This is a genomic window from Rhodococcus coprophilus NBRC 100603, assembly GCF_001895045.1.
Lineage (GTDB): Bacteria > Actinomycetota > Actinomycetes > Mycobacteriales > Mycobacteriaceae > Rhodococcus > Rhodococcus coprophilus.
This window is the reverse complement of sequence record NZ_BDAM01000008.1, coordinates 35,296-59,779: the sequence shown is the minus strand read 5'-3', so window position 1 is coordinate 59,779 and position 24,484 is coordinate 35,296. Positions and strand designations below refer to the sequence as shown.

At 67.0% G+C, this 24,484-nt stretch carries 22 protein-coding genes; 19 read left to right on the top strand and 3 right to left on the bottom strand.

Features of this window, described 5'->3' with window-relative positions:
• Window positions 1-48 precede the first annotated feature (48 nt).
• From RDCOP1_RS14215 to RDCOP1_RS14175, 9 genes are all read left to right on the top strand, one after another.
• Complete coding sequence (locus tag RDCOP1_RS14215) at window positions 49-1,683, top strand: Na+/H+ antiporter (protein WP_072701644.1); 1,635 nt, start codon at window positions 49-51, stop codon at window positions 1,681-1,683.
• 122 nt (window positions 1,684-1,805) lie between these two features.
• Window positions 1,806-3,029: a sensor histidine kinase gene (locus tag RDCOP1_RS14210; protein WP_084722623.1), complete on the top strand. Its 1,224-nt coding sequence runs from the start codon at window positions 1,806-1,808 to the stop codon at window positions 3,027-3,029.
• 31 nt (window positions 3,030-3,060) lie between these two features.
• A complete protein-coding gene (locus RDCOP1_RS14205) occupies window positions 3,061-3,843 on the top strand; it encodes a LytR/AlgR family response regulator transcription factor (RefSeq protein ID WP_072702005.1) in 783 nt (260 codons plus the stop codon).
• Entirely contained in the window at window positions 3,828-4,217 is a 390-nt protein-coding gene (locus RDCOP1_RS14200; protein ID WP_072702007.1) for a hypothetical protein, read from the top strand. The genes RDCOP1_RS14205 and RDCOP1_RS14200 overlap by 16 nt, the downstream gene beginning before the upstream one ends.
• 24 nt (window positions 4,218-4,241) lie before the next feature.
• Window positions 4,242-6,014, top strand: a complete 1,773-nt coding sequence (locus tag RDCOP1_RS14195; protein ID WP_072701642.1) for a sodium/solute symporter — start codon at window positions 4,242-4,244, stop codon at window positions 6,012-6,014.
• A 126-nt stretch (window positions 6,015-6,140) separates the two neighbouring features.
• Complete coding sequence (locus RDCOP1_RS14190; RefSeq protein ID WP_072701640.1) at window positions 6,141-6,503, top strand: DUF485 domain-containing protein; 363 nt, start codon at window positions 6,141-6,143, stop codon at window positions 6,501-6,503.
• A complete protein-coding gene (locus RDCOP1_RS14185) occupies window positions 6,500-8,134 on the top strand; it encodes a monocarboxylic acid transporter (protein WP_072701638.1) in 1,635 nt (544 codons plus the stop codon). Before RDCOP1_RS14190 ends, RDCOP1_RS14185 begins: the two co-directional genes overlap by 4 nt.
• 104 nt (window positions 8,135-8,238) lie before the next feature.
• The gene (locus RDCOP1_RS14180) at window positions 8,239-8,670 is read left to right on the top strand and encodes a type II toxin-antitoxin system Rv0910 family toxin (RefSeq protein ID WP_072701636.1); all 432 of its coding nucleotides are present in this window, start codon (window positions 8,239-8,241) and stop codon (window positions 8,668-8,670) included.
• 197 nt (window positions 8,671-8,867) lie between these two features.
• Window positions 8,868-9,725, top strand: a complete 858-nt coding sequence (locus RDCOP1_RS14175) for an aldo/keto reductase (protein ID WP_072701634.1) — start codon at window positions 8,868-8,870, stop codon at window positions 9,723-9,725.
• 31 nt (window positions 9,726-9,756) lie between these two features.
• On the opposite strand, the gene RDCOP1_RS14170 is transcribed toward RDCOP1_RS14175, so the two are convergent.
• The gene (locus RDCOP1_RS14170) at window positions 9,757-11,946 is read right to left on the bottom strand and encodes a molybdopterin-dependent oxidoreductase (protein WP_072701632.1); all 2,190 of its coding nucleotides are present in this window, start codon (window positions 11,944-11,946) and stop codon (window positions 9,757-9,759) included.
• A 164-nt stretch (window positions 11,947-12,110) separates the two neighbouring features.
• On the bottom strand, window positions 12,111-12,731 hold the full coding sequence (locus tag RDCOP1_RS14165; RefSeq protein WP_072701630.1) for a TetR/AcrR family transcriptional regulator: 621 nt from the start codon (window positions 12,729-12,731) through the stop codon (window positions 12,111-12,113).
• Window positions 12,732-12,824: 93 nt separating this feature from the next.
• On the opposite strand from RDCOP1_RS14165, the gene RDCOP1_RS14160 reads away from it, so the two are divergent.
• The 8 genes from RDCOP1_RS14160 (at window position 12,825) to RDCOP1_RS14125 (ending at window position 22,154) form a co-directional block, all read left to right on the top strand.
• Window positions 12,825-14,180 (top strand): cytochrome P450, encoded by a 1,356-nt coding sequence (locus RDCOP1_RS14160; protein WP_072701628.1) that lies wholly within the window; start codon window positions 12,825-12,827, stop codon window positions 14,178-14,180.
• Window positions 14,181-14,230: 50 nt separating this feature from the next.
• Window positions 14,231-16,504, top strand: coding sequence for an ATP-dependent DNA ligase (locus tag RDCOP1_RS14155; RefSeq protein ID WP_072701626.1), 2,274 nt, complete (start codon window positions 14,231-14,233; stop codon window positions 16,502-16,504).
• 55 nt (window positions 16,505-16,559) lie between these two features.
• Window positions 16,560-17,237, top strand: coding sequence for a response regulator transcription factor (locus tag RDCOP1_RS14150; RefSeq protein ID WP_072701624.1), 678 nt, complete (start codon window positions 16,560-16,562; stop codon window positions 17,235-17,237).
• The gene (locus RDCOP1_RS14145) at window positions 17,230-18,423 is read left to right on the top strand and encodes a sensor histidine kinase (protein WP_231922996.1); all 1,194 of its coding nucleotides are present in this window, start codon (window positions 17,230-17,232) and stop codon (window positions 18,421-18,423) included. The genes RDCOP1_RS14150 and RDCOP1_RS14145 overlap by 8 nt, the downstream gene beginning before the upstream one ends.
• Window positions 18,420-19,475, top strand: a complete 1,056-nt coding sequence (locus RDCOP1_RS14140; RefSeq protein WP_072702003.1) for a DUF8320 family protein — start codon at window positions 18,420-18,422, stop codon at window positions 19,473-19,475. The genes RDCOP1_RS14145 and RDCOP1_RS14140 overlap by 4 nt, the downstream gene beginning before the upstream one ends.
• A 143-nt stretch (window positions 19,476-19,618) precedes the next feature.
• Window positions 19,619-19,879 (top strand): LuxR C-terminal-related transcriptional regulator, encoded by a 261-nt coding sequence (locus RDCOP1_RS14135; RefSeq protein ID WP_072701620.1) that lies wholly within the window; start codon window positions 19,619-19,621, stop codon window positions 19,877-19,879.
• 67 nt (window positions 19,880-19,946) lie between these two features.
• On the top strand, window positions 19,947-20,276 hold the full coding sequence (locus tag RDCOP1_RS14130) for a YnfA family protein (protein WP_072701618.1): 330 nt from the start codon (window positions 19,947-19,949) through the stop codon (window positions 20,274-20,276).
• A gap of 108 nt (window positions 20,277-20,384) precedes the next feature.
• Window positions 20,385-22,154: a thiamine pyrophosphate-requiring protein gene (locus RDCOP1_RS14125; RefSeq protein WP_072701616.1), complete on the top strand. Its 1,770-nt coding sequence runs from the start codon at window positions 20,385-20,387 to the stop codon at window positions 22,152-22,154.
• A gap of 39 nt (window positions 22,155-22,193) precedes the next feature.
• Here the strand turns inward: RDCOP1_RS14125 and RDCOP1_RS14120 are convergent, their stop codons facing one another.
• Window positions 22,194-22,793 carry a TetR/AcrR family transcriptional regulator gene (locus tag RDCOP1_RS14120; RefSeq protein WP_072701614.1) on the bottom strand — a complete coding sequence of 200 codons (600 nt, stop codon included), beginning with the start codon at window positions 22,791-22,793 and terminating at the stop codon, window positions 22,194-22,196.
• A 140-nt stretch (window positions 22,794-22,933) separates the two neighbouring features.
• Between RDCOP1_RS14120 and RDCOP1_RS14115 the strand changes: the two genes are divergently transcribed.
• The gene (locus tag RDCOP1_RS14115; RefSeq protein ID WP_072701612.1) at window positions 22,934-23,176 is read left to right on the top strand and encodes a ferredoxin; all 243 of its coding nucleotides are present in this window, start codon (window positions 22,934-22,936) and stop codon (window positions 23,174-23,176) included.
• 3 nt (window positions 23,177-23,179) lie between these two features.
• Window positions 23,180-24,460, top strand: coding sequence for a cytochrome P450 (locus RDCOP1_RS14110; protein ID WP_072701609.1), 1,281 nt, complete (start codon window positions 23,180-23,182; stop codon window positions 24,458-24,460).
• Window positions 24,461-24,484 lie beyond the last annotated feature (24 nt).

Here is a 24,484-nt window from a genome sequence, read left to right as displayed (position 1 = left end):
CGGCGGTGACAGGCTCACGACGGGTAGTGGAGGGGGAGAATCGGTCCCGTGAACGGGACCATGATCCTTCTCGTCGTCATTGCGGCCATCGCTGTCACCGGCCTTGCGAATCGGAGAAACCTCCAGGCCCCATTGGTTCTCGTCACCATCGGTGCGATCGCGTCGTTCCTCCCCGGCCTGCCGCGGCTCGAGCTGGAACCGGCCGTGCTGCTCGGGGTCGTCCTGCCCCCGTTGCTGTATTCGGCGGCGCTGAAGTTCTCCGTTCCCACGTTCCGTCGTCATCTTGCGCCGATCCTTCGGCTCGGGATCGTCACGGTCCTCGCGACGGCGTTTGCCGTCGCGTTCTTCGCCAACTGGCTGATCCCCGAATTGACGTTCGCTGCGGCGCTGGTGCTCGGGGCGGTGGTCGCTCCGACCGATGCGGTCAGCGCGGTCGCGGTGGGGAAGAAACTGGGGCTCCCCAAACGGGTGATCGCCATTCTGACCGGCGAAGGACTCGTCAACGACGCCACCGCCCTGACCCTGTTCAGCGTGGCGATCGCTACGGTCGCCGGAACCCAGGTGTTCGGCGACTCACCGGTTCTGTTCTTCGGTTACGAAGTGGCAGGCGGAGTCGTGATCGGTCTGGTGCTCGCGGTGATCGTGCACTGGGTCCGCGGCCGCATGTTCGATTCACCGCTGGAAACGGCGGTGGGGCTGGTCCTTCCGTTCGCGGCCTACCTCGTCGCCGAGGAAATCCACGCGTCCGGAGTGCTCTCCGTGGTCGCGGCGGGCCTCTACATGGGGCACCGCGCCACCGACACCACGGTCACCACCCGGTTGCAGGAACGGTTCGTGTGGGAAAGCGTCGACACCCTGCTCGAGATGTTCGTCTTCGCATACATGGGACTGCAACTGAAGTTCGTCCTGGACGAGGTGGCCGACACCGGCCTGGATGTGCTGCGGGTTCTGATGTACTCCGTCTCGGTGCTGGTGGTGGTCATGCTCGTCCGTCCGATCTGGGGTTTCTTGAACTGGGGTCGCAGGCGGGTGGTGCGCACCGCCGGGCTGACCCGCCTCGGCCGCGACCCCTTGAGTTACCGCGAGCACATCGTGGTGTCGTGGGCCGGGATGCGCGGGGTGGTCACCCTCGCCGCCGCCGGTGGTGTGCCGGCGGTCCTCGGGTCGGGCGAGCCGTTCCCGGGACGCGAGATCATTCACCTGGTGGCGCTGGTGGTGGCGGTGGGCACGCTGCTCATCCAGGGAGCCACCATGCCGTTGCTGATCCGGCGACTCGACGTCGTCGACCCGTACGAACGTCTCCGTGACGAGGAGCAACGGGAACTCGCCCGCACCATCACGGTGAACGCGGCGAGAGAAGAGATGGGCAGTCTGGAGAAGGACCCGCCCCGCGGGTTCGACCCGGAAGCCGTGCGCCGCATCCTCGAACGTGTCCGGCGATCGCTCCAGGCGCGCGTCGACGCGAGGCAGGTCGAGTCGGAGGACGACACCGACCCTGGCATCGACGCCGGCGCACTGTTCGACGAGTTCCGCCGCGCCGTGCTCCGGGCCCAGCGCACCGCCCTGATCGCGGCGCGGGACGACGGCACGCTCGACGACGAGAGCCTGCGCGTCGAACTCGAGAGCCTCGACATCGAGGAGGCGGCTGCGGAAGAGCGCGTCGAGCGCCGCGCCAGATACTGACGGAACCCGCCCGGCCCGCAGGTGCCGACGGATCGACGCACCCGCCGCCGGTGGTCGCCGTAGCGTAGGCCCATGATCGAATCGCCGGACTCCGTGAGCACAGCAGAGAGCGCGGACGAGACGTGAACGCAACCGTCCTCCTCGCCTTCGCGGCGGTGACCACGCTGGTCGTCGTCGTGTTCGCCGTGGTGTGGGCCCGGACCCGTCGAGTGGTCACCACGCCCGCCGAGCGCGCCGTGCACACCACCTTGCACACGGCGTCGCTCGCCGCGCGGCCGTTGCGCCGCGGCCTCGACGCATCGTCCGCCACCGAGGCCGCCGTCCACCTGCGGATGTTGCTTGCAGAGGCACAGGCTGTCGCTCTCATCGACCCGGACGGCACCCTGCTTGCCTGGGATGGGCCGTTCGGCGGGCTCGCGGACCAGATGCAGGAGGCCGCGGCCCGCGCCGTGGCCGAGGAACGGCGGGTACTGGTCGGGCACCGTGACCTCGTGCCCGGCGTCGGCGATCTCGCTGCGCGCGCACTGATCGCTCAGCCTCTCGTGATCGAGGACGTGGGGGTGGCCGGGATACTCGGGGTGGTGACGACCACGACGCCCGGCCCCGCGTTGCTCGGCGCGATCACCGAAGTGGCGCGCTACGCGTGCAGCCAACTCGAACTGGCCGAACTCGACGCTTCCCGGGCCAGGCTCGACCGGGCCGAACTACGGGCATTACGCGCGCAGATCAGCCCGCACTTCATCTACAACGCCCTCAACACCGTCGCCTCGTTCGTGCGCACCGACCCGGACCGGGCGCGGGAACTGCTGCTCGACTTCGCAGACTTCACCCGATACTCGTTCCGCGCGACGGGGGAGTACACACTGCTCGCCGACGAACTGCGGAACATCGACCGTTACCTCACGCTGGAACGGGCGCGGTTCGGCAATGCGCTCGAGGTGCGGTTGCAGGTCGCGCCCGAGGTGCTCAACGTGACGCTGCCGTTTCTCGCGTTGCAGCCTCTCGTCGAGAACGCGGTGCGTCACGGAATCGCCGGGACGGCCACCCGGACCGGCACCATCACGATCACCGCGGCGGACGAGGGAACCGACTGCGTCATCAGTGTCGAGGACGACGGCGTGGGCATGGACCCGGAGTTGCTGCGCTCGGGCACCCTCGACTCGATTGCCGAGAGCCGGCACGGCAGCGGCGTGAAGGAATCTGCGCATGTCGGGCTCGCCAACGTGGACGACCGGCTGCGGGCCGCGTTCGGCAACGACTACGGGCTGGTCGTGGAGACCGCCCCGGGCGCGGGCACGAAGGTGAGCATGCGGGTGCCCAAGTTCCGTGCGGGTATCCGGCCGTGACGGCCTCCCGACGTGGCACGATAGGTCCGCCGTGAACGACAAAGCAGAGACCCTCACCGTACTGGCCGTCGACGACGAACCGCCCGCCCTCGACGAGCTGGCGTACCTGTTGCGCGCCCAGGACCAGATCGCCCAGGTGCACACCGCGAGCGACGCGACGACCGCGCTGCGGTTGCTGCGCGACGGCGGGATCGACGCGGTTTTCCTCGACATCAACATGCCCGGCCTGGACGGGCTGGAGATCGCCGGCATCCTCCGCAACTTCGCGACCCCACCGGCGGTGGTGTTCGTGACCGCGCACGACGACCGAGCGGTGTCGGCGTTCGACCTCGGAGCCGTCGACTACGTGCTCAAGCCGCTGCGGGAGGAGCGGCTCGCGCAGGCCGTGCAGCGCATCGTCGACCGTCGCAGGTCAGGTGCGGCCCGCACGACGGAGACGCCGCCGGGAGACGAGGTGATTCCTGTCGAGCTGGGTGGGGTCACCACCCTGGTGCCACGATCGTCGGTGCAGTGGGTGGAGGCAGACGGCGACTATGCGCGACTGCATACCGCGACAGGTTCGCACCTCGTGCGCATCCCCATCTCGACACTCGAGAACCGCTGGGCGGACGCCGGGTTCCTGCGGGTGCACCGGTCGTTCCTCGTCGCGTTGCCGTTGGTCACCGGTATCCGCAGCGTCGGTTCCGGGCTGGTGGTCTGCCTGAAGGGCAACGGCGATGCCCCGCCGGTGGAGTTGCCGGTCAGTCGTCGTCACACCCGCGAGCTCAAGGATCGGCTGATCCGTGGCCCGATGCAGTCCTGGACGTCGCGGTGAGCACCGCCGCGGGTGGGCCGCCGCCACCGCGGCAGCGCGTGGTGCTCGCGCAACGACGTGGCGCACGCATCGTCCGTACCCGCACGGAGGTGCAGCAGCAGACGGAAGTCGGCGACGCGATGGTGCGTGGTCTCGTCCGTGCTCAACTCGGCCTGGCCGTCCGGGTCGGCCTCGCGACGGTTCTGCTGCTGGGCGCGATCCCGGTGTTGTTCCACCTTGTGCCGCGACTGTCGGAGGTGACGTTGCTGGGGGTGCGGCTGCCGTGGATCCTGCTCGGCGTCGTCGGCTATCCCGTACTGCTCGGCATCGCGTGGGTCTACGTGCGGCTCGCCGAACGCAACGAGCAGGACTTCACCGATCTGACCGACGACTGACGCCATGAGCGAATCGGGTACCGCATGACCGAGCCGATTCCCGTGGCGACCCTGGTCGGCCTCGTCGCAGCAGCCGTCGCGACCGTCGCGATCGGGGTGTACGGAGTCCGGATGGCGCGCACGACATCCGATTTCCTCGTCGCGTCCCGCAGCGTGGGGCCGCGGTGGAACGCCGCCGCCATCTCGGGGGAGTACCTGTCCGCGGCATCCTTCCTCGGTGTCGCAGGGCTGGTCGCGAAGTTCGGGGCCGACGCGCTCTGGTACCCGGTGGGGTTCACCGCCGGGTATCTCGGGTTGTTGCTCTTCGTCGCGGCACCGCTGAGACGCTCCGGCGCGTACACGGTGCCGGACTTCGCGGAGTTCCGGCTCGGTGAGCGGTGGCTGCGCACCCTGTCGATGATGGTGGTCGCCATCATTTGCGTGCTCTACCTCGTGCCGCAGTTCCAGGGCGCGGGACTCACGCTGAATATCCTTCTCGGCGTCCCGGACTGGGTGGGGGTCGCAGTCGTCGGCATCATCGTCGTCGCGAACGTGGTCGGTGGCGGGATGCGGTCGATCACCTTCGTGCAGGCGTTCCAGTACTGGCTCAAGCTCACCGCGGTCGCGATCCCCGCCCTCGTCCTGATCCTGCATTTCGTCGGTGATCATCGCGCGGTGGATGCGCCTGTTCCCCCGACCGTCACCGAAACCACCACCGTCGACATCACCGTGGATGTCATCGTGCAGGTCGCCGACCCGCTCGACGTGACGGTCCGAGGCGACGTGGACGGTGTGCCCGTCTTCGGCGTGATCGAGCTTGCACCGGGCGAACACGAATTCGGGGCCGGAACCCAGCTGGTGCTCGAGGCGGGGTCGCCGGTCCCGGTGGTGGCGGGCGCGCCGTCGGACAACGACACCTGGGCGGCTCCCGGCGCGGGAATCGGAGCGGGGGGTGCCCACCCGCTGTTCCAGGTGTACTCGCTGATGCTCGCGACGTTCCTCGGCACCATGGGGTTGCCGCATGTACTCGTCCGCTTCTACACCAACCCCGACGGACGTGCGGCGCGCATGACCTCGCTCGCGGTGATCGGGTTGCTGGGGGTGTTCTACCTGTTCCCGACCGTTCTCGGCGTCTTCGCCCGGTTGTACGTTCCGCAACTGCTCATCACGGGCCGATCCGATGCGGCGGTACTGCTGTTGCCCGGTTCGGTGCTGTCCGGGTGGGGAGGTCAACTCGTCGCCGCATTCGTCGCGTCGGGGGCGATCGCGGCGTTCCTGTCGACGTCGTCGGGTCTGCTCGTCAGTGTCGCGGGTGTGCTGTCCACCGATGTGCTGCGGGGGCGGGTTCGCGACTTCCGGATCGCGGCGGTCCTCGCGGGGGTCGTGCCGTTGGTGCTCGCGTTGTCGGTGACGTCCCTGGACCTGTCGAGGTCGGTCGGTCAGGTGTTCGCGATCGCCGCCTCCACGCTGTGTCCCTTGCTCGTCCTCGGAATCTGGTGGCGCGGTCTGACGGCGATCGGTGCCGCCGCGGGCATGATCGTGGGCGGTGGGGTCGCCGGGGGTGCGGCCATGACGTCGATCCTGGTGCGATTCGATCCGGAGACCGCGCACGGCTGGCCGGCAGTGCTGTCGGAATACCCGGCCGCAGCAAGTGTGCCGCTCGCGTTCGTGACGATGATCGCCGTGAGTCTCGCTACGCGAGCACGGATCCCGGCCGACGTAGGCCGGACGTTCTCCCGAATGCACGTCCCCGAGCGACTGGGCATGGGCCGGGATCGAGAGCTGGGTGCATTCGGCGACCGCCGCTCGTCGCGGTGAGGCGACCGTTCGGCGCATCGCTCCGCAGTTGAGCGTGCCACCGACGCATGCCCCTTCTCTGTGTGACCGCCGTCTCATTAATGTGTGTGACCACCACACATCACACGTACGACCAAGGAGTCGGCAGTGACCACAGCACCTCCCAGCGAGAGTGACGTACCCCAGCGGCGTGTTCCGACGCCGCAGGACTTCGTCGACATGCAGGAAAGCCCCGAGTTCCAGGAACTGCGCAGTCGGCTGCGCCGGTTCGTGTTTCCCGTGACGGCCTTCTTCCTGGCCTGGTACGCCCTGTACGTTCTGCTCGCCACCTACGCCACCGACTTCATGGCCACCAAGGTCCTCGGCAACGTCAACATCGGGCTCCTGCTGGGTCTGGCGCAGTTCCTGACGACATTCATCATCACCGGGGTGTACGTGAAGTTCGCCGGTCGTGAGCTCGACGACCGTGCCGCCGCGATCCGTACCGAGCTGGAAGGACCGCAGCAGTGAGCGTTCTCGCACAGGGCACCACCGACATCGGTAACCCGCTTCTCAACATCGCGATCTTCCTCGCGTTCGTCGTCGTCACGATGGGCCTGGTGATCCGCGCCAGCCGGACCACGAAGAAGGCGTCCGACTTCTACACCGGCGGCGGGCAGTTCTCCGGCCCGCAGAACGGTTTCGCCATCGCCGGCGACTACCTGTCGGCAGCGTCGTTCCTGGGTATCGCGGGCGCCATCGCGGTCTACGGCTACGACGGCTTCCTCTACTCGATCGGCTTCCTGGTCGCGTGGCTCGTGGCACTGCTGCTCGTCGCCGAACTCCTGCGCAACACGGGACGTTTCACGATGGCCGACGTGCTGAGCTTCCGGCTCAAGCAGCGGCCCGTGCGTATGGCCGCCGCGTTGTCCACACTCGCGGTGTCGCTGTTCTACCTGCTCGCCCAGATGGCCGGTGCGGGTGGTCTCGTCGCGCTTCTCCTCGACATCGAAGGCAAGACGGGTCAGGCCGTCGTGGTCGCCGTCGTCGGTGTGCTCATGATCGTGTACGTGCTGATCGGTGGCATGAAGGGCACGACCTACGTGCAGATGGTCAAGGCGGTGCTCCTCATCGCCGGTGCCGGCGTGATGTTCGTGCTCGTCCTGGTCGCGGTGCGCGGCAACTTCTCTCAGCTTCTCGCCGATGCCCAGGCCATGGTGTCGGGTTCGGCGAGCGAGGCGGTCGCCCAGCGCGACGTGCTCGCCCCGGGCGCCAAGTACGGCATCAGCGACATGTCGCGGATCGACTTCATCTCGCTGGGTCTCGCACTGGTCCTCGGCACCGCCGGCCTGCCGCACGTGCTGATGCGCTTCTACACGGTGCCCACCGCGAAGGAAGCTCGTCGCTCCGTGACGTGGGCGATCGCGCTCATCGGTGGCTTCTACCTGTTCACGCTGGTTCTCGGTTACGGCGCTGCCGCACTGGTCGGACCGGACGTCATTCTCAACGCCCCGGGCAAGGAGAACGCCGCAGCCCCGCTGCTCGCCTTCGAACTCGGCGGCACGGTGTTCCTGGCCGTGATCTCGGCGGTCGCGTTCGCCACGATTCTCGCGGTGGTCGCGGGGTTGGCCATCACCGCGTCGGCATCCTTCGCCCACGACATCTACGCGAGCGTCATCAAGCGCGGCAACGCCACCGAGGACGAGCAGGTGCGCGTCTCCCGGATCACCGTCGTGGTGATCGGCCTGGTGTCGATCGTTCTCGGCATCCTCGCGATGGGACAGAACATCGCATTCCTGGTGGCACTCGCCTTCGCGGTCGCCGCCTCGGCGAACCTGCCGACGCTGCTGTACTCCCTGTTCTGGAAGAAGTTCAACACCACGGGTGCGCTGTTCAGCATCTACGGCGGTCTGATCAGCTGCCTCGTGCTGATCATGTTCTCGCCCGCCGTGTCCGGCAGCCCGTCGTCGATGTTCCCCGACGCCGACTTCTCCTGGTTCCCGCTGTCGAACCCCGGCATCGTGTCCATCCCGCTCGCCTTCCTGCTCGGCATCGTCGGCACGTACCTGGGCCGCGGAAAGCCGGAGGACCCGTACAAGCAGGCCGAGATGGAAGTTCGTTCCCTCACCGGCGTCGGCGTGGAGAAGGTTGTCTCCCACTGACTCTGCGTTACACCGTCACCGAGATCCGGAGGCCCACCCCACGCGGGGTGGGCCTCCGGGCTGTGCGGGGCGCCTGGTGACTCCCGTCGTCTAGGCTGCCGATCATGGCGAAACTCGAGGTGTCGACAGAACTCCCCATGGACCCGCACCGCGCCTGGGAGAAGGCATCCCGACTTCAGACCTTCGACGAGTGGCTGACCATTCACGACGGCTGGCGCAGCGAATTGCCGGACACGCTCACTGCGGGCACGACCCTTCACTCGGTGGTGTCGGTCAAGGGCATGCGCAACCGGGTCAGCTGGACCGTCGTGGAACTCGACGCCCCGCATCACGTGGTGCTCCGCGGAACAGGCAAGGCGGGGACGAAGTTCTCGATGCGACTCGCCGTCACGACCGCAGGTGACCGATCCCGTCTGACGATGAAGATCGACCTCGGGGGAGCGCCGCTGTTCGGCCCGATCGGAGCCGGGGTGGCACGCGCGCTGCACGGTGACCTGCAGACATCGCTCGACAAGTTCGCGCAACTCTACGGCTGACCGGGCACGCTCCGTCCTTTTTTTGCGACGCCCTCGGTGCGCGGCCACACGTACTTACTTCCGCCGCTCCAGCCGGCGCGCTTCCTCGTCGCCGGTCACGATCGCTTCGTCTGCTGCCCCGTTGTTCTTCGCCGATCATGCACGCCACGCGCTCCGTGCGGGGAAGCTTGACAGTGCAAGGAAAGGAGCGAGAACACATGAGCATCCTGAACGAGACCTACACGCTTTCCAATGACGTAACCATCCCCAAGCTGGGACTGGGCACCTGGTTCATCGACAAAGACAAGGCCGCAGACGCCGTGCGAGCCGCGATCGAGATCGGCTACCGCAACATCGACACGGCGCAGGCCTACGGGAACGAGCGCGGCGTCGGCGAGGGTGTCCGCACCTCGGGAATTGCCCGCGAGGAACTGTTCGTGTCGACCAAACTGGCGGCCGAGATCAAGGACTACGACGCTGCCTCGGCTGCGATCGACGGCTCGCTGAAGGCGCTCGGCCTCGAATACATCGACCTGATGCTGATCCACAGCCCGCAACCCTGGAAAGACTTCCGCGGCGGCGACTACACCGACGGCAACCGCCAAGCGTGGCGCGCGCTGGAGGGCGCCCACAGGGCAGGCAAGCTCCGGGCGATCGGCGTCTCGAACTTTCTGCAGGAAGATCTGGAGAACCTCCTGGCGGGTAGTGCTTCGGTCCCGCACGCGAACCAGGTGCTGGTACATGCCGGGAACACGCCGAGCGAGCTGATCGCCTATTGCGAGGACAGGAACATCCTCGTCGAGGCGTACTCGCCGATCGCGCACGGCGAGATCCTGCACAACCCGGATGTACAGGCGATGGCCGACAAGTACGGCGTTTCTGTTCCGCAGCTGTGCATCCGGTACACGCTGCAGCTGGGCACAGTGTCGCTGCCGAAGACGCAGAACCCCGACCACATGCGCTCCAACGCCGACGTCGACTTCGTCATCGCAGAGCCGGACATGACTGCGCTTCGCGAACTTCGTGCCCTGGACTACGGCGCGTCGAGCGTCTTCCCGGTATACGGCGGAAAATAGGAAAGACGCCGCCAACGACTTCTCACAAGGTTCAGGAGATCGCAGCGGAGGCCTTCGCGGCGACGTTCACCATCGTCGCGTTCACCGCGGCGTTGCCGGTGAAGGTGTCGGTGACCGCCGGATCGTGCAGCAGGTTGACGTTGGCACCGGGATGCGCGGCGGCGGTGAACCAGCCGACACCCTTCTCGTCGTGACCCCAGCCGTGCGGGACGGCGACGGTGCCGGCCCGGATCTCGTCACTGACCTCGACGGGCACCACGATGCTCCCGATTCGGGAGCGTACGGTCACCGGCTGACCGTGAACGAGGGAGCGGGACGCCGCGTCGTCGGGATGCATCAGGACCGTGCACCGGTCTCGGCCCTTGACCATCGTCGGGATGTTGTGCAGCCACGAATTGTTCGATCGCAGATGGCGTCGTCCGATCAACCGGAGATCGAATTCCTCGTCCCGGTAATCGATCTCGGCGTCGGCGGCCAGGCGACGTGTCTCGTCGACGAACTCCGGCGGTGCCACGTGCACGCGGCGATCGCGCGTCGACACCAGGGACCGGAGCCGTGGTTGCAGCGGTCCGAGATCGATTCCCCCGCGGGCGCGCCGGATCCGCCCGAGTGTCAGACCTCGACGTCCGCGGCGCAGGACTCCGTGCGGTCCGGTCAGGACGCCGAGCGCACCCAGCCGCAGTGGGCTCAGTCGATCGAGCAGGGCACGGACGGGACGAGCCGACCACGTTCGGAACGGAAGCGGCAGCACCTCGAGGGTCAGGCGCGACATGATCTGCCAGTCCTCGAGCGCGTCGGCAGCAGGCTCGAACACGCGGGCACTGAACCGTGCGTTGTTCCGGACGGAGAAGACCGGGAACAGGAAGTCGAACTCCTCCCGTTCGAGGTGGGATACCGGCGGAAGGATCAGGTCTGCGTGCCGGGACGTCTCGGTGAGGTACATGTCGACCGCGACGAAGAAGTCGAGGCTGTCGAGGGCCTCGTCGAGACGGCCGCCCTGCGGGGTGGACAGCACCGGGTTTCCGGCATAGGTGACCAGCGCGCGCACCGGACCGACGGAACCCTGTGCGTCACCGAGCATTTCGTCTGCCATACCCACCACCGGCAGTTCCGTGCGGAACGACTTGTACTCGCCGGTGCGACTGCTCCACATGCCGTATCCGGAACCGAGTCGTCGCATGAGACGTGCCACGTCGATCGGCGGCGAGGAGAACATCTGGCCGCCCGGCCGGTCGAGATTCCCGGTCACGGCGTTGAGGGTATTGACCAGCCAGTGGGTGAGGGTGCCGGTGACCTGATGGCAGACACCGATGCGGGCGTACGCGACCGCCGACCGTGCCGAGTTGTGGTCGCGGGCCAGGCGCCGGATCGTGTCCGCGTCGACCCCGGCGCGCGGCGCCATCTCCTCGGGTGTGCAGGCTGCGACCAACTCGGCGAGATGGTCCATGCCGGTCAGTGGCACGGTGGCGGGTTTCTGGTGGATACCGTCGGCGAAGATCGTGTGCAGCATGCCGAGCAGAAGGTACGGATCACCGCCCGGACGTACCGCGACGTGTTCATCCGCCAGCCGCGCGGTCTCGGTGCGCCGCGGGTCGACGACGACCACCGAGCCGCCGCGGCGACGGATCGCGGCGATGCGTCCGCGGGCGTCGGGCATCGTGGTGACCGAACCGTTGGACACTGCGGGATTGGCCCCGAGAATCAGCAGGCGGTCGGTGCGATCGACGTCCGCTATCGGCATCAGCACGTTCGAGCCGAACATCTTCCACGCTGCGAACTCCTGCGGGAACTGATCGATCGAGGACGCCGAGTAGAACTTCCGGGTGAGGAGCGCGACGCGAAGGGCGATCCCGTAGAGGACCGACGAGCTGTGTGCGGCCGGGTTGCCCAGGTACATCGCGACCGCGTCACGACCGTGCCGTCGCTGGACGGCGCGCAGCCGGCTCCCGGCGAGGGCGAACGCCTCGTCCCAGTCGATCTCCTCGAAGCTGTCGCCGACACGCCGCATCGGGCGGCGCAGCCGGTCCGGGTCGTGGTGCAGATCCGCGAGCGCGGTGGCTTTCGGGCAGATGTAGCCGTGCGAGAGCACGTCGTCGGGATCGCCCTCGATGCGGGTGACCCTGTCGTGGTCGACGGTGACGAGGATTCCGCAGTGCGCCTCACACAGGGTGCATTGGCGAGCGACGGTATGGGTGGACACGGCGGTTTTCTCCGCGGTCATGTGCGAAACGTAGCACTGCCGCGAGTCGCGTGTGAACGATCGCGGCGGACGACAACCGCCCCGGCGCTCGCTTGTCCGGAATCGGGGCCTTACGCCGCGGTCGGGGAGGGCACCGCTCGGCCCCACGCAGCACCCGACCCTGCGGTCGGTGCAGAAGCGGCCTTTCAGCGATGTGCGGTGGACGTGAACTGGTGAGTTGCCGCGTCGACGATCTCCTCGGGAGTGATCGCGATTTCGTCGTTCAGCCAGGCGGTGACCAGTTCGGCGAGGCCGCCGACGAACAGCAGTCCGTTGATTTCGCCCTGGTGCGGTGGCCAAGCGCGGTCCCCGTACATGAGCGTCGCTTCGTCCGCGACCATCTGGGCGAACCCCCGCAGCGCCGCACGACGATGCGTGCGGAGGGGTTCGAAGGCGGCCGACTGGATCATCGCGACCCGCCCCTTGCGAGGATCGTCCGTGAGGATGGTGACGAACGCCGTGATCGCGTTGCGCACCCGGTCCTCGAGGGGGCCGGTGCTCGTCCGCAGTGCGTCCAGTCCCGCGTCACGGATCTCGTCGGCGATGCGGTCCAGCACCTTTTGCAGCAATTCGTCTCTGCTGGTGAAGCTTTCGTAGAAGTATCGTTCCGTCAACTTGGCCTTTGCGCAGATCGCCGTCATGGTCGCGCCGCTCCTGCCTTTCGCCGCGAACAGGTCGAGTGCCGCCTCGAGCAAGGCCTCGCGCCGTACTGCTGCTCGCTGGTCGCCGGTCATGCCCGCATATCGACGCGGCGTCGGGGAAGTCATACGCCGATCTTGACAGACGGGATCGGTGTGACTCACACTACAGGCATCTGACAGAGGGTCCTGTCAGATCAACTTCGGGAATGAGGGTTCATCGTGACGAAGATCCTGGCCGCTCCACCCGCCGACTCGCAGTTGCGCCCGATCCCGGGCCACGCGGGGCCACCCCTCGTCGGGCACGCCCTCGAATACATCCGCGATCCGCTGACGATGATGCAGAAGCGGTGGGACACCTACGGCGAGCTCTCGTGGTTCACGATGATCGGCCGTCGCTGGGTGGCTGTTCTCGGCCCCGACGCATGCCAGGAAGTGCTGCAGAACAAGGACCGGGCATTCGTGAACAGCGACGGCTGGTCGGCGCTGATCGGCCCCTTCTTCCACGGTGGCCTGATGCTTCTCGACTCGGACGAGCACCTGCGGCACCGGCGGATCATGCAACAGGCGTTCACCCGCTCCCGCCTGGAGAAGACGGTCGACGCGCTCCATCCGGCCATCGATGCCGCGCTCGACTCCTGGACGCCCGCCGATGGATTCCGGGCGTACACCGAGCTGAAATCGCTCACCCTCGACCTTGCCACGGACATCTTCATGGGCGGTGCCGAACACAGCACCGAACGCGAGATCGAAGCCGTGAAAACGGCTTTCGTCGACTGCGTCCAGGCGGCTACTTCCGTGATCCGGTATCCGGTTCCCGGTACGCGGTGGAAGCGGGGACTCGACGGCCGGCGACTGCTGGAGGAGTTCTTCCGCCGGTACCTCCCGGCTCGTCGAGCACACGAGACCGACGACCTGTTCTCCGTGCTGTGCCACATCGAATCCGAAGCAGGACAACGCTTCAGTGACGACGAGGTCGTCGATCACATGATCTTCCTGCTCATGGCCGCGCACGACACCTCGACCATCACGCTCTCCACCATGATGCAGTACCTGGGGCAGTACCCGGAGTGGCGGGAGAAGTGCCGGGCGGAGTCGCTCGCGCTCGGCACGTCGACACCCGGCTACGCAGACCTCGACGGCTTGGTGAGCCTGGATCTGGTCATGAAGGAATGTCTCCGCATCGTCGCGCCGGTACCGGTCATGGCGCGCCGCGCGGTGTGCGACACCGAGGTGCAGGGGCACTTCGTTCCCGCGGGAACCTACGCTGCGGTCGCACCCCACTTCACCCACCACATGTCGCAGTACTGGCCCGATCCCGAGCGTTTCGATCCCGAGCGCTTCGCAGAGCACCGGCGCGAAGACAAGGTGCATCGCTATGCCTGGGAGCCGTTCGGCGGCGGCGTGCACAAGTGCCTCGGGATGCACTTCGCCGGCGCCGAGATCAAAGCGATCATGCATCACCTCCTGCTGCGTTTCGACTGGCACGTCGACCCCGGCTACGTCGCACCTCTGAACTTCACGTCCCTGCCGTTCCCCTCCGACGGCCAGCCCGTCGATCTGCGCCTCCGGGACTGAAGTCGCCCGCATTCCGGCCGGTCCACGGCCGGGCACGGCATCATGAGGTGATGCCGACACGCACAGTCGACGGGCATCGGATCACTCTCACCAATACGGACAAGGTGCTGTATCCGAAGACCGGGACGACGAAGGGTGACGTCATCGCCTACTACGAGGCGGTCGCCGACGCGATGCTCCCGCATGTCGCCGGCCGGGCCGGTACGCGGAAACGCTGGCCCAACGGCGTCGACGAACCCGCGTTCTTCGAGAAGAACCTCGCCGAACATGCCCCGTCGTGGATCGACCGGCGAACGCTGCACCACAAACAACGCAGCGTCACCTATCCACTTTTCGATTCGGCCGCGAGCCTCGTCTGGCTCGGACAACAGGCCGCTCTCGAACTCCATGTGCCGCAGTGGCGTTTCGACCGCGACCACGCCGGCCCCGCCACCCGGATCGTGTTCGACCTCGACCCGGGGCCCGGCGCGGGCCTGCCCGAATGCGCTGTCGTGGCCCGTTACGTCCGCGACACCGTCGCCGAACTGGGCTGGACGGCCTATCCGGTCACGAGCGGCAGCAAAGGAATCCACCTGTATGTGCCGCTCGACCGGATCCTGAGCACGTCCGGGGCGTCGACCGTCGCCAAGCAGGTCGCGACCAACCTGGCGGCCGCGTACCCCGATCTCGTCACCGCGACGATGTCCAAATCGGTGCGGCCCGGCAAGGTGTTCGTCGACTGGAGCCAGAACAACGGAGCGAAGACCACCGTCGCGCCGTATTCGCTGCGCGGTCGCGAGGAGCCGTGGGTGGCGGCGCCCCGCGCATGGGACGAGCTGGACGACCCGAACCTGCGGCACCTCCGATTCGAGGAGGTGCTCGACCGCCTCGGCGAATCCGGCGACCTGCTCGAAGGTCTCGACCCGCCACTCGATACCCGCCCTGCGTCCGACGCCCTCGCCTCGTATCGAAGCAAGCGCGACGCGTCGCGCACTCCCGAACCCGTTCCGCGAAGTGTCGCGCGCGACGGTTCCGGCGACAGGTTCGTCATCCAGGAACACCACGCCCGGCGGCTGCATTTCGACCTCCGGCTCGAGCGTGACGGCGTCCTCGCCTCGTGGGCGGTCCCGAAGAACCTGCCCGACAGTCCCGGCCACAACCACCTGGCCGTCCACACCGAGGACCACCCGATCGAGTACCTCACCTTCCACGGCACGATCCCGAAAGGTGAATACGGCGGCGGGACCATGACGATCTGGGACACCGGCACGTACGAGACGGAGAAGTGGCGCGAAGACGAGGTCATCGTGCGCCTGCACGGAAAACGGATCGACGGACGCTACGCGTTGATCCGCACGGAGAAGGACCAATGGCTGGCGCACCGGATGAAGGAGCAGTCGTCGACCTCCCACGCATCGACGTTCCCGCGCGACATCGCACCGATGCTCGCCACCCCGGGCGAGGTGGCCGGGCTGGACGCCGAGCGCTGGGCGTTCGAAGGCAAGTGGGACGGCTATCGCGCGGTCGCGGAGGTGTGCGGCGGCGAGTTGCGTCTGCACAGCAGATCGGGTCGCGACATCACGCGGGAATACCCCCCGCTCGCTGCACTCGCGGATGTTCTCGAAGGGCACGACGTGGTGCTCGACGGAGAGATCGTGGCGGTCGATCCCGACGGAGTGACCAGTTTCTCGCGTCTGCAGCAGGGGGTGAAGGCCGAGTACCGGGTGTTCGACATCCTGTATCTCGACGGGGTGTCGTTGCTGCGCAAGACATACGACGATCGCCGCCGGGTTCTCGATGCCCTCGCGGCGGCGACCGGCGGTTTGCTCGTTCCCGGCCAGTTGCCCGGCGACGGCGCGGAAGCGCTCCGTCGCAGCAGGGACGCGCGATGGGAAGGCGTGATCGCCAAGCGGCGAGACTCGGTGTACCTGCCGGGAAAACGGGGCAGCGCCTGGATCAAGGAGAAGAACTGGCAGACCCAATCGGTCGTCATCGGTGGTTACCGGAAGGGACAGGGAAGCCGATCTGCGACTTTCGGGTCGCTGCTGCTCGGGGTGTTCGACGACGACGGCCTGGTCTATGCCGGGAAGGTCGGTACCGGCTTCGACGAGCGCACCCTCACCGAACTGGCGAATTCGATGGAGGGCATGGAGACCTCGACGAGCCCGTTCTTCGACGAGGTGCCCCGTCCGGAGCGACGAGATGCGGTGTGGTTGCACCCGGAGCTGGTCGGCGAAGTGCGGTTCCAGGGGTGGACCGACGGCGGCCGGTTGAGGCACACCAGCTGGCAGGGTCTACGCGACGACCTCGATCCGGCGTCGGTTCGCAGAGAAAGCCCGTACTGATGCGGGCTGATACCGTTCGTTCGGCATACGACATCGGGCAATCGGGAGGGCTGTGATGGCCGAACGTTCTACTCCCGTCCGCCGGATCGGACTCGTCGAAGATCACGAGTCGGTGGCTCTGGGACTCGCGGCGATGCTCGCCGACCAAGCGGACCTGGAACTCGTCTGTGCTGCTCCGACGGTGGATGCGCTGCTCGCGCAGCACGACGATCTCGACCTCGCGATCCTGGATCTGCGGCTGTCCGACGGGTCGTCGCCGAAGTGCAACGTCGAGCAGTTGCGGGCCGCGGGACTCGAAACCCTCGTGTTCACCGGAGCGGAGAACGCCTTTTTCGTGCGCTCCGCCGCGCGGGCTGGAGTCCTGGGCGTGGTCCGTAAGTCGGAACCGGCCGCGGTGGTGGTCGACGCCATCCGGATCGCCGCCTCGGGCGGGCAGGTCGCGAGTACCGAGTGGGCTGCGGCGATCGACGGAGATCCCGAACTCGGGGATGTGGGCCTGAGTCCCCGGCAGCTCGAGGTGCTCGAACTGTACGCGTCGGGGGAGAAACTCGATCGTGTGGCGCGATTGACCGGTCTCGCTCCCCAGACCGTCAACGACTACCTGCAGCGGATCCGGGCCAAGTACGCCGAAGCGGGCCGGCCCGCCCCGACCAAGACCGACCTGTACAAGCGTGCGATCGAGGACGGGTGGTTGCCGATTCCGGAGCGCGAGGATGCCCGTCGACGTGCCTGACCGGAGTTCCGGCGGCGGGACCGCGGCGGCAGATCGCCTGCTGCGAATGTTCGCGTGGTTCATCGCCATCGGATACATGTGTTACCTCCTCCTGGTGGCTCCGGCGATCGTCGGGCAGGCCGGGCTGACCGCATCGTGGTGGACCCCGACCGCAGCGGTGATGATCTTCGGGTCGTGCATCGCCCTCGGCCTCTCGGCGTCGTTCTGCGACAAGCAGGAGATGAAACGAGTCGCGGCGGTGAACGCGCTGCTCTACCTCGGGGCCGTCGCCCTGTGGTTCCCGGCGTGGAACGGTTCGGTCGCACCGCAGGACGAGTCGTTGTGGTTCAGCTTTTTTCCCGGTGTGGCCTCGTTCGCCGCCGCGGTGGCGTGGCGGCCACCGTGGGCGTTCCTCCACATGGTGTGTGCGGTCCTGCTTGCGCAGGTCGCCGACCACACGGTCAGGGATGCGCCCTTCACGCAGAGTTTCGTGCCGGACGTCGCGTTCGGAATCGTCTTCTGCACGCTGTTTCTCGCCGCGGCAGTGGTGGGCCTGGGTACGGGTCGCATGCTCGACGAGACCGTTGCCGCGACTCACGAAGCAGCGGCAACGTCTGCCGCTCTCGAAGCCCGCAATGTCGAGCGTGAACGTTTCGATGCTCTCGTCCACGACCGGGTGATGTCGACGTTCCTTGCCGTTGCGCGTCGTGCGCCCGACGACTCCGTCGTTCCTCAGGCCGCCCGTGCGCTGGCCGAACTCGACGACCTCCGACGGCGTGAGGACGACGAGCCGTTGATGGACGCCGGCATGGTGGTGTCCCGATTGCGTGCCGCCGCCACCGAAGCGGACGAGGAGATCGCCTTCTGCCCGAGTGTCTCGCGCGAGGCGGAGACGGCAGGATTTCCCGCGGAGCCGGTCCGGGTTGCCGCCGCCGCTCTGGCGGAGGCCGTGCGCAACAGCGTTCGGCACGCCGGACCCGATGCGGCGAGGTCGGTCACGGCCGAGGTGCGGCAGGGCAGGCTCGATGTGCACGTCGTCGACGACGGGTGCGGATTCGAGCCGCGCGACGTGGCCGAGGACCGCTTGGGTGTCAGCGTCAGTATCTGCGCGCGGATGAAGCAGCTGGCCGGTGGAACGGCGGAAGTGCGCTCGGTGCCCGGTGCCGGAACGGCCGTGCACCTCTCGTGGCGGGAGCAGCGGTCATGAATTCTGGGAACGCGACGATCTCCGACCTCTTGCGGATGCACAGCAAACCGGCTCGCGCCTTCGCGGGCCTGTATGCGGCGACCTGTGTGCTGCTCGCTGCCTACAACGTCGACCGGGTCGAGAACGTCTGGCCGATGGTCGTGTCCGTCGTTGTCTGCATCGTGGCTGCGTTCGTGCTCGTCGCAGTCGAACGAGATCCGCTGCCGCTCGGTCCGGCGCTCGCGCTGATGTGCACAGGGGCCGTCTCGTGCGGCGCCCTGTTCAGTGTGGTTCCGACCGGACCCACCGACCGGCCGGTCCAGCTGTGGACTTTCGGGATGTCCGCAACCGTCCTCGTCTTCATGTGCATCCGTGGCCGCACCCTGCTGGCGTGGATCGGGTTCATCCTCATGGTCGCGACCTCGGTCGGGTGGGCGCAGGTGACCGGTGCCGGTGCCGGTTACGGCCTGAGTGTGTCGTTGATCAATGCCGGTCCGGTCCTCATGGGCACCGTGTTCGCGTACACGATCCGGCCGTTGGCCGGGTCGATCTACCGCCTGCGGGCGCGGTCGACCCAACGGATCGCCCGGGAATCCGCTGCCGCAGCCCTGCTCGACGAACGCGATGCCCAACTCGCTCGGCTCGACGCGCTGGCGCGACCGATGCTTGCCCTCATAGCCTCCGGGGAGCCTCTGCGGGACGAGGATCGCATGAGGTGTGCCCTCCTCGAGGCCGGCCTCCGCGACATGTTGCGGGCTCCGGCGCTGCAAGATCCTGCGGTCGTGGAAGCCGCGCAGGCGGCGCGACTTCGCGGCGTGGAGGTGGTCATGCTCGACGACAAGGGAATGGACGATGCGCCTCCGGAGGTGCACCGGCGCGTCCACCGAGCGGTCGTGGATTGTCTGGACGAGATGTGGAGTGGAGCGGTGACCGTGCGTGTTCTTCCGCCGGGCCGTCATTCGCTGGTGACGATGCTTTTGCGCGATCACGCCGAAGTGCGCCGCATCGAACTCGACCACAGCGGGTCCGTGCTGGACAGGCCGCTGCCCGCTGCCGTCCCGTCATCTACTTAGCTGAGCTGACGATGCCCCTTGTTTCATGGGCAGGGGAATATGGGGCTGGGGGTTGTGGGTGCGCCACGGTAGCGTCGTCGCGACCGGGACGCATTCGTCGGGGGATCGTGCTCGGTCGATCGTTGCCTACAGAGGGATTCGCTATGACCAGCATGCTCGACAAGACCCCGACATACCGGAAGCCGGTGCTCACGGCCCGTGAAATCGAGATCCTTCGTGAGTGGCTTGTGTGTGAATCCAAGTCCGAAGCGGCCTCGCGCCTGTATGTCACCGCAGCCACCGTGAGCACTCATATCGTGCGGATCCGTGAGAAGTACGCTCGCGTCGGCCGGCCCGCGCCCACGAAGACGTCCCTGCTGGCACGCGCGCTGCAGGACGGCGTGGTGTTTATCGACGAACTGTGACCGGCGTCCGGGCGTGAGTCCGGTACGTCGGCGTAGCCCGTGGCCGGGTGAGCGTTAGAGTCCGGCCGTGACGATCCTGAAGTCTCTGTTGTTGTTCGCCGTCGCCGCGTTGTTCGAGATCGGTGGCGCCTGGCTCGTGTGGCAGGGGGTCCGCGAACACCGGGGATGGATATGGGTCGGGGCGGGCGTGATCGCGCTCGGCGCATACGGTTTCGTGGCGACCCTGCAACCGGACGCGAACTTCGGGCGCATTCTCGCCGCCTACGGCGGTGTGTTCGTCGCCGGGTCCCTCGCCTGGGGCATGGTGGTCGACGGGTTCCGCCCCGATCGCTGGGACGTCTCCGGTGCGCTCGTGTGTCTGGTGGGCGTCGCGATGATCATGTACAGCCCTCGCTAGGACAGTGGCGTCTCCGGTCGGTCTCTGCAGGGCGGTGAGGTTTCGGTCCCTCCCCACCGGGAACCCGAATCCCGATCCGCTCACCCGACTGCAGGACTGGAGATTCGTATGCCCAACGTGGCCGACGGAATCGTGGACCGGCTCAGAGCCTGGGGTGTGCGCCGGGTGTTCGGCTACGCCGGGGACGGTATCGATCCGGTCCTGGCGGCACTGGACCGCGCATCCGAGCACATCGAACTCGTGACGGCCCGCCACGAGGAGATGGCGGCGTTCATGGCCACCGGGCACGCCAAGTACACCGGCGAGGTCGGCGTCTGTCTCGCCACGCAGGGGCCCGGTGCGATTCATCTCCTCACGGGTCTCTACGACGCGAAGCTCGACAGCAAACCGGTCGTTGCCGTCGTCGGCCAGGTGGTCACATCCGCGCAGGGGAGTGGCTACCAGCAGGAGGTCGAACTCGCCACGTTGTTCAAGGATGTCTGCGCGCAGTACGTGCAGAGCATCGACAGCGCCGAGCAACTCGGTCCCGCACTCGACAATGCGTTCCGCACCGCGCGAGCCACCTCGAGCCCCACATGTGTGATCGTGCCGCACGACATCCAGCAGGCGGACGCGCCCGAGCAAGAGCACGAACACGGGTTCGTTCCCAGTACGGCTCTGTATGCGACGCCGCGGGTGATTCCCGCGGAGGCGGATCTCGACCGGGCCGCGGAGGTGCTCGCGGCGGGGGAGAAGGTGGCTCTGCTCGTCGGTCAGGGTGGTTACGATGCCATGGCGGAAATCGCCGAGGTGGCGGAGCGACTCGGCGCCGGCGTCGCGACGTCGCTGCTCGGTAAGCCGGTGGTGGACGAGACCCAGCCGTGGGCGTGCGGGGTGATGGGTCACCTCGGGACCACCGCATCCGCCGACCTGATGGCCGGTTGCGACACTCTGCTCATCATCGGAAGCAACGACCCGTGGACCGAGTTCTACCCCGCACCCGGCCAGGCGCGAGCCGTCCAGATCGACATCGAGTCGCGCAACATCGGATCGAAATACCCTGTGGAAGTGGCACTTCCGGGGGATGCGGCCGAGACGTTGCGGGCCTTGCTCCCGCGGCTACAGCAGACCGAATTGCCGTGGCGCGGGGAGGTCGCGACCATGGTGCAGGAGTGGCGGCAGATTGCGGCGGCGCGCTGCTCCGAAAATTCCGACCGGCTCAACCCCCAGGCTGTCGTCGCTGCACTCTCGGATCATCTGCCCCCGGACGCGCAGGTGGCCGTCGACGTGGGGTCGGTCGTGTATTGGTATGCCCGGATGCTCCGCCTTCCCCGGGATGTTCCGGCGCATCTGTCCAGCACGCTCGCGTCGATGGGTTCGGCCCTTCCCTACGGGCTCGCCGCCAAAATGGCCCGTCCGGATCGGCCCGTGATCGCGCTCGCCGGCGACGGCGCGATGCAGATGGGCGGTAACTCCGAACTCGTGACGGTGGCCCATCACTGGCGCAATTGGGCTGACCCGCGTTTCGTCGTACTGGTGCTGGACAACGGCGACCTTTCCGAGGTGTCCTGGGAGCAAAGGGAAATGGAAGGTGATGCCCGGATCCCGGCCTCGCAGGACGTCCCCGCCTTCCCGTACGCCGACTACGCCCGATTGCTCGGACTCGAAGGCATCCGCATCGAGCGCCCGGAGGACATCGAGGACGCCTGGCGCAGAGCGCTCGCCGCCGACCGCCCCGTGGTGATCCAGGCCGTGACCGACCCGTCCACACCGCTGTTGCCGCCGCGGGCGCCGGATACGAAGGTGGACAGGATGTTCGGTGCGCTCGAGCACGAGGGCGCCGACGACGCCGCGCGGCAACTGCAGCGGCAGCGGAAACACGAGAATCCCGACAGCTGACGCTCGCGTCCCAGCCGACGGCGTGTGCCCGATTCTCCGTCACGGCCGAGCCGCAGCGCCTCCGGCTTCGAGGGTCGCTTCGTACCCGATGGTGAGCCAGTAGATCGTGCGATCGAGCGTGGGCATGATGTCGGCGATCGTGATGTCGCCGTCGCGGCAACGGCCGACCAATCCGTAGACCATGCTCGACAGGATCGATTTCAGTTCTGCGACGAAGTCGGGGTCGACCCCGGACAGCACGGCCATCCCGACGGGCACCACGGGATCGAAACCCCGCTTGTGCAGTGCGTCACCGCCGGGAGCAGCCCGCACCCGGAAGTAGGCGAGCAGCATCTGGGGGTGCCTCTCCCACGGGTCGAAAATCGCCCGCATCACCCGCATCATCGCCGGGTGCAGAGCTTCGCCGGGCTCGCGTACCAGCGGACCGAGCGCCGAGTGATTGACCTCCATCCAGCGCTCGATCGCGGCAAGGATCAGCTCGTCGCGCGTGGCGTATCGCTTGTAGATGGTGGACAGAGAGATGCGCGCGCGACGGGCGACCTCGCGTAGCTGGACCGCGTCGAAACCGTCCTCGTCGAGCAACTCCACAACGGTGTCGAGGAGCTTGTCCTCACCGGTGCCCGATACGGTGTTCTTCATTTTCGTGAATTTCCTTGCCGTAGTCGAATAACAGGGTTACCGTGACGCCGGTAACACCGTTACTACCGTATAGCGGACGGCGACGAGGCCGAGTGGGTGTCCTCGCCGTCCGGGTCCGCCCTCTCCCTTTGGAGTGCCCGATGACGGGACCATCGAAGGGCCTGCACATCGATCGCGATATGTGCGAGGCCCACGCATTGTGTATCGAGATCGCGCCCGAGATCTTCGACCTCGCCGACGACGACATCGCGACGTGCGACGAAAGTCCACCGGAAGCGTTGTGGCCCAAGGCGCTAGCAGCAGCGAGTGCGTGCCCGCGCGCCGCCGTCGTCATCCACGAAGACTCTTCCGCCGCCCCTGTCAGTTCCCCGAAAGGTCAGTGACCGATGACCGATCTCGCCTCAGCCGACTATTTCTCCGACGGTGATCTGGCGCAAAGCCCCTTCGACTATTTCGACCGTCTCCGGAGTCGGAACCCGGTATTCCGGGAGCCGAACTACGGCGTCCTGATGGTCACCGGTTACAACGAGGTCGTCGAAGCCTTCAAGAACTCCGAAGCCCTCTCTTCGGTCAATGCAATCGGAGGCCCGTTCCCGCCGTTGCCCTTCGAACCCGAGGGTGACGACATCACGGAGCAGATCGAAGCCCATCGGCATCTGTTCCCGATCGCCGAACACATGGTCGTCATGGATCCCCCTGATCACACCCGGGCTCGTTCTCTTCTCGGTAGGCTCCTCACGCCCAAGCGGCTGAAGGAGAACGAGGAGTATCTGTGGTCCCTGTCGGACCGGGTGCTCGACGAGTTCTTCGACGACGAGCAGTGTGAGTTCCTCGGCCAGTACGCCAAACCGTTTGCGACGCTGGCCATCATCGATCTGCTCGGAGTTCCGGAGGAGGACCGCGAGGAGTTCCGCTACGCGCTCGGCGCTGCCGAACGGTCCGGCATCCCGGTGGGCGCGCTCGACCACCGCACGGTAGCGGTGAACCCACTCGAATACCTCGACGACCGCTTCGCCGGTTACCTCGCAGATCGGCGCCGCGAGCCCCGGGGTGACATCCTGAGCGGCCTGGCAGCAGCCACATATCCGGACGGAACCACGCCCGAACTGCTCGAGGTGGTCCGGCCGGCGACCTTCCTCTTCGCCGCCGGTCAGGAGACGGTGACGAAGCTGCTCAGTTCGGCGCTGCGGGTTCTCTGCGAACGACCGGAGTACCAGAAGATGCTGCGCGAAGACCGCAGCCTCGTAAAGCCTTTCATGGAAGAGTCGCTGCGCTTCGACAGTCCGACCAAGGTCGATTTCCGTCTCGCGAAGAAGACCACCACTATCGGTGACGTCGAGGTCCCCGCGGGAACCGTGGTCATGCTGAGCCTGGCGGCGGCCAACCGCGATCCACAAAAGTTCGGCGACCCGCACGAGTTTCGGCTCGACCGCAAGAACGCGCACGATCACATCGCATTCGGCCGGGGCTTGCACACGTGCGCGGGCGCCCCGCTCGCGCGGATCGAAGGCCACGTCACGCTCAACAAATTGCTCGACAGAATGAGCGATATCCGGCTCAGCGACAGCGCGCACGGCCCGGAAGGCGACCGCAAATTCGCCTACGAGCCGACGTTCCTGCTTCGAGGGCTTTCCGAGCTGCACATCGAGTACACGAGAAATCCCTGATACCCGAACGTAATCCGGTCTGAT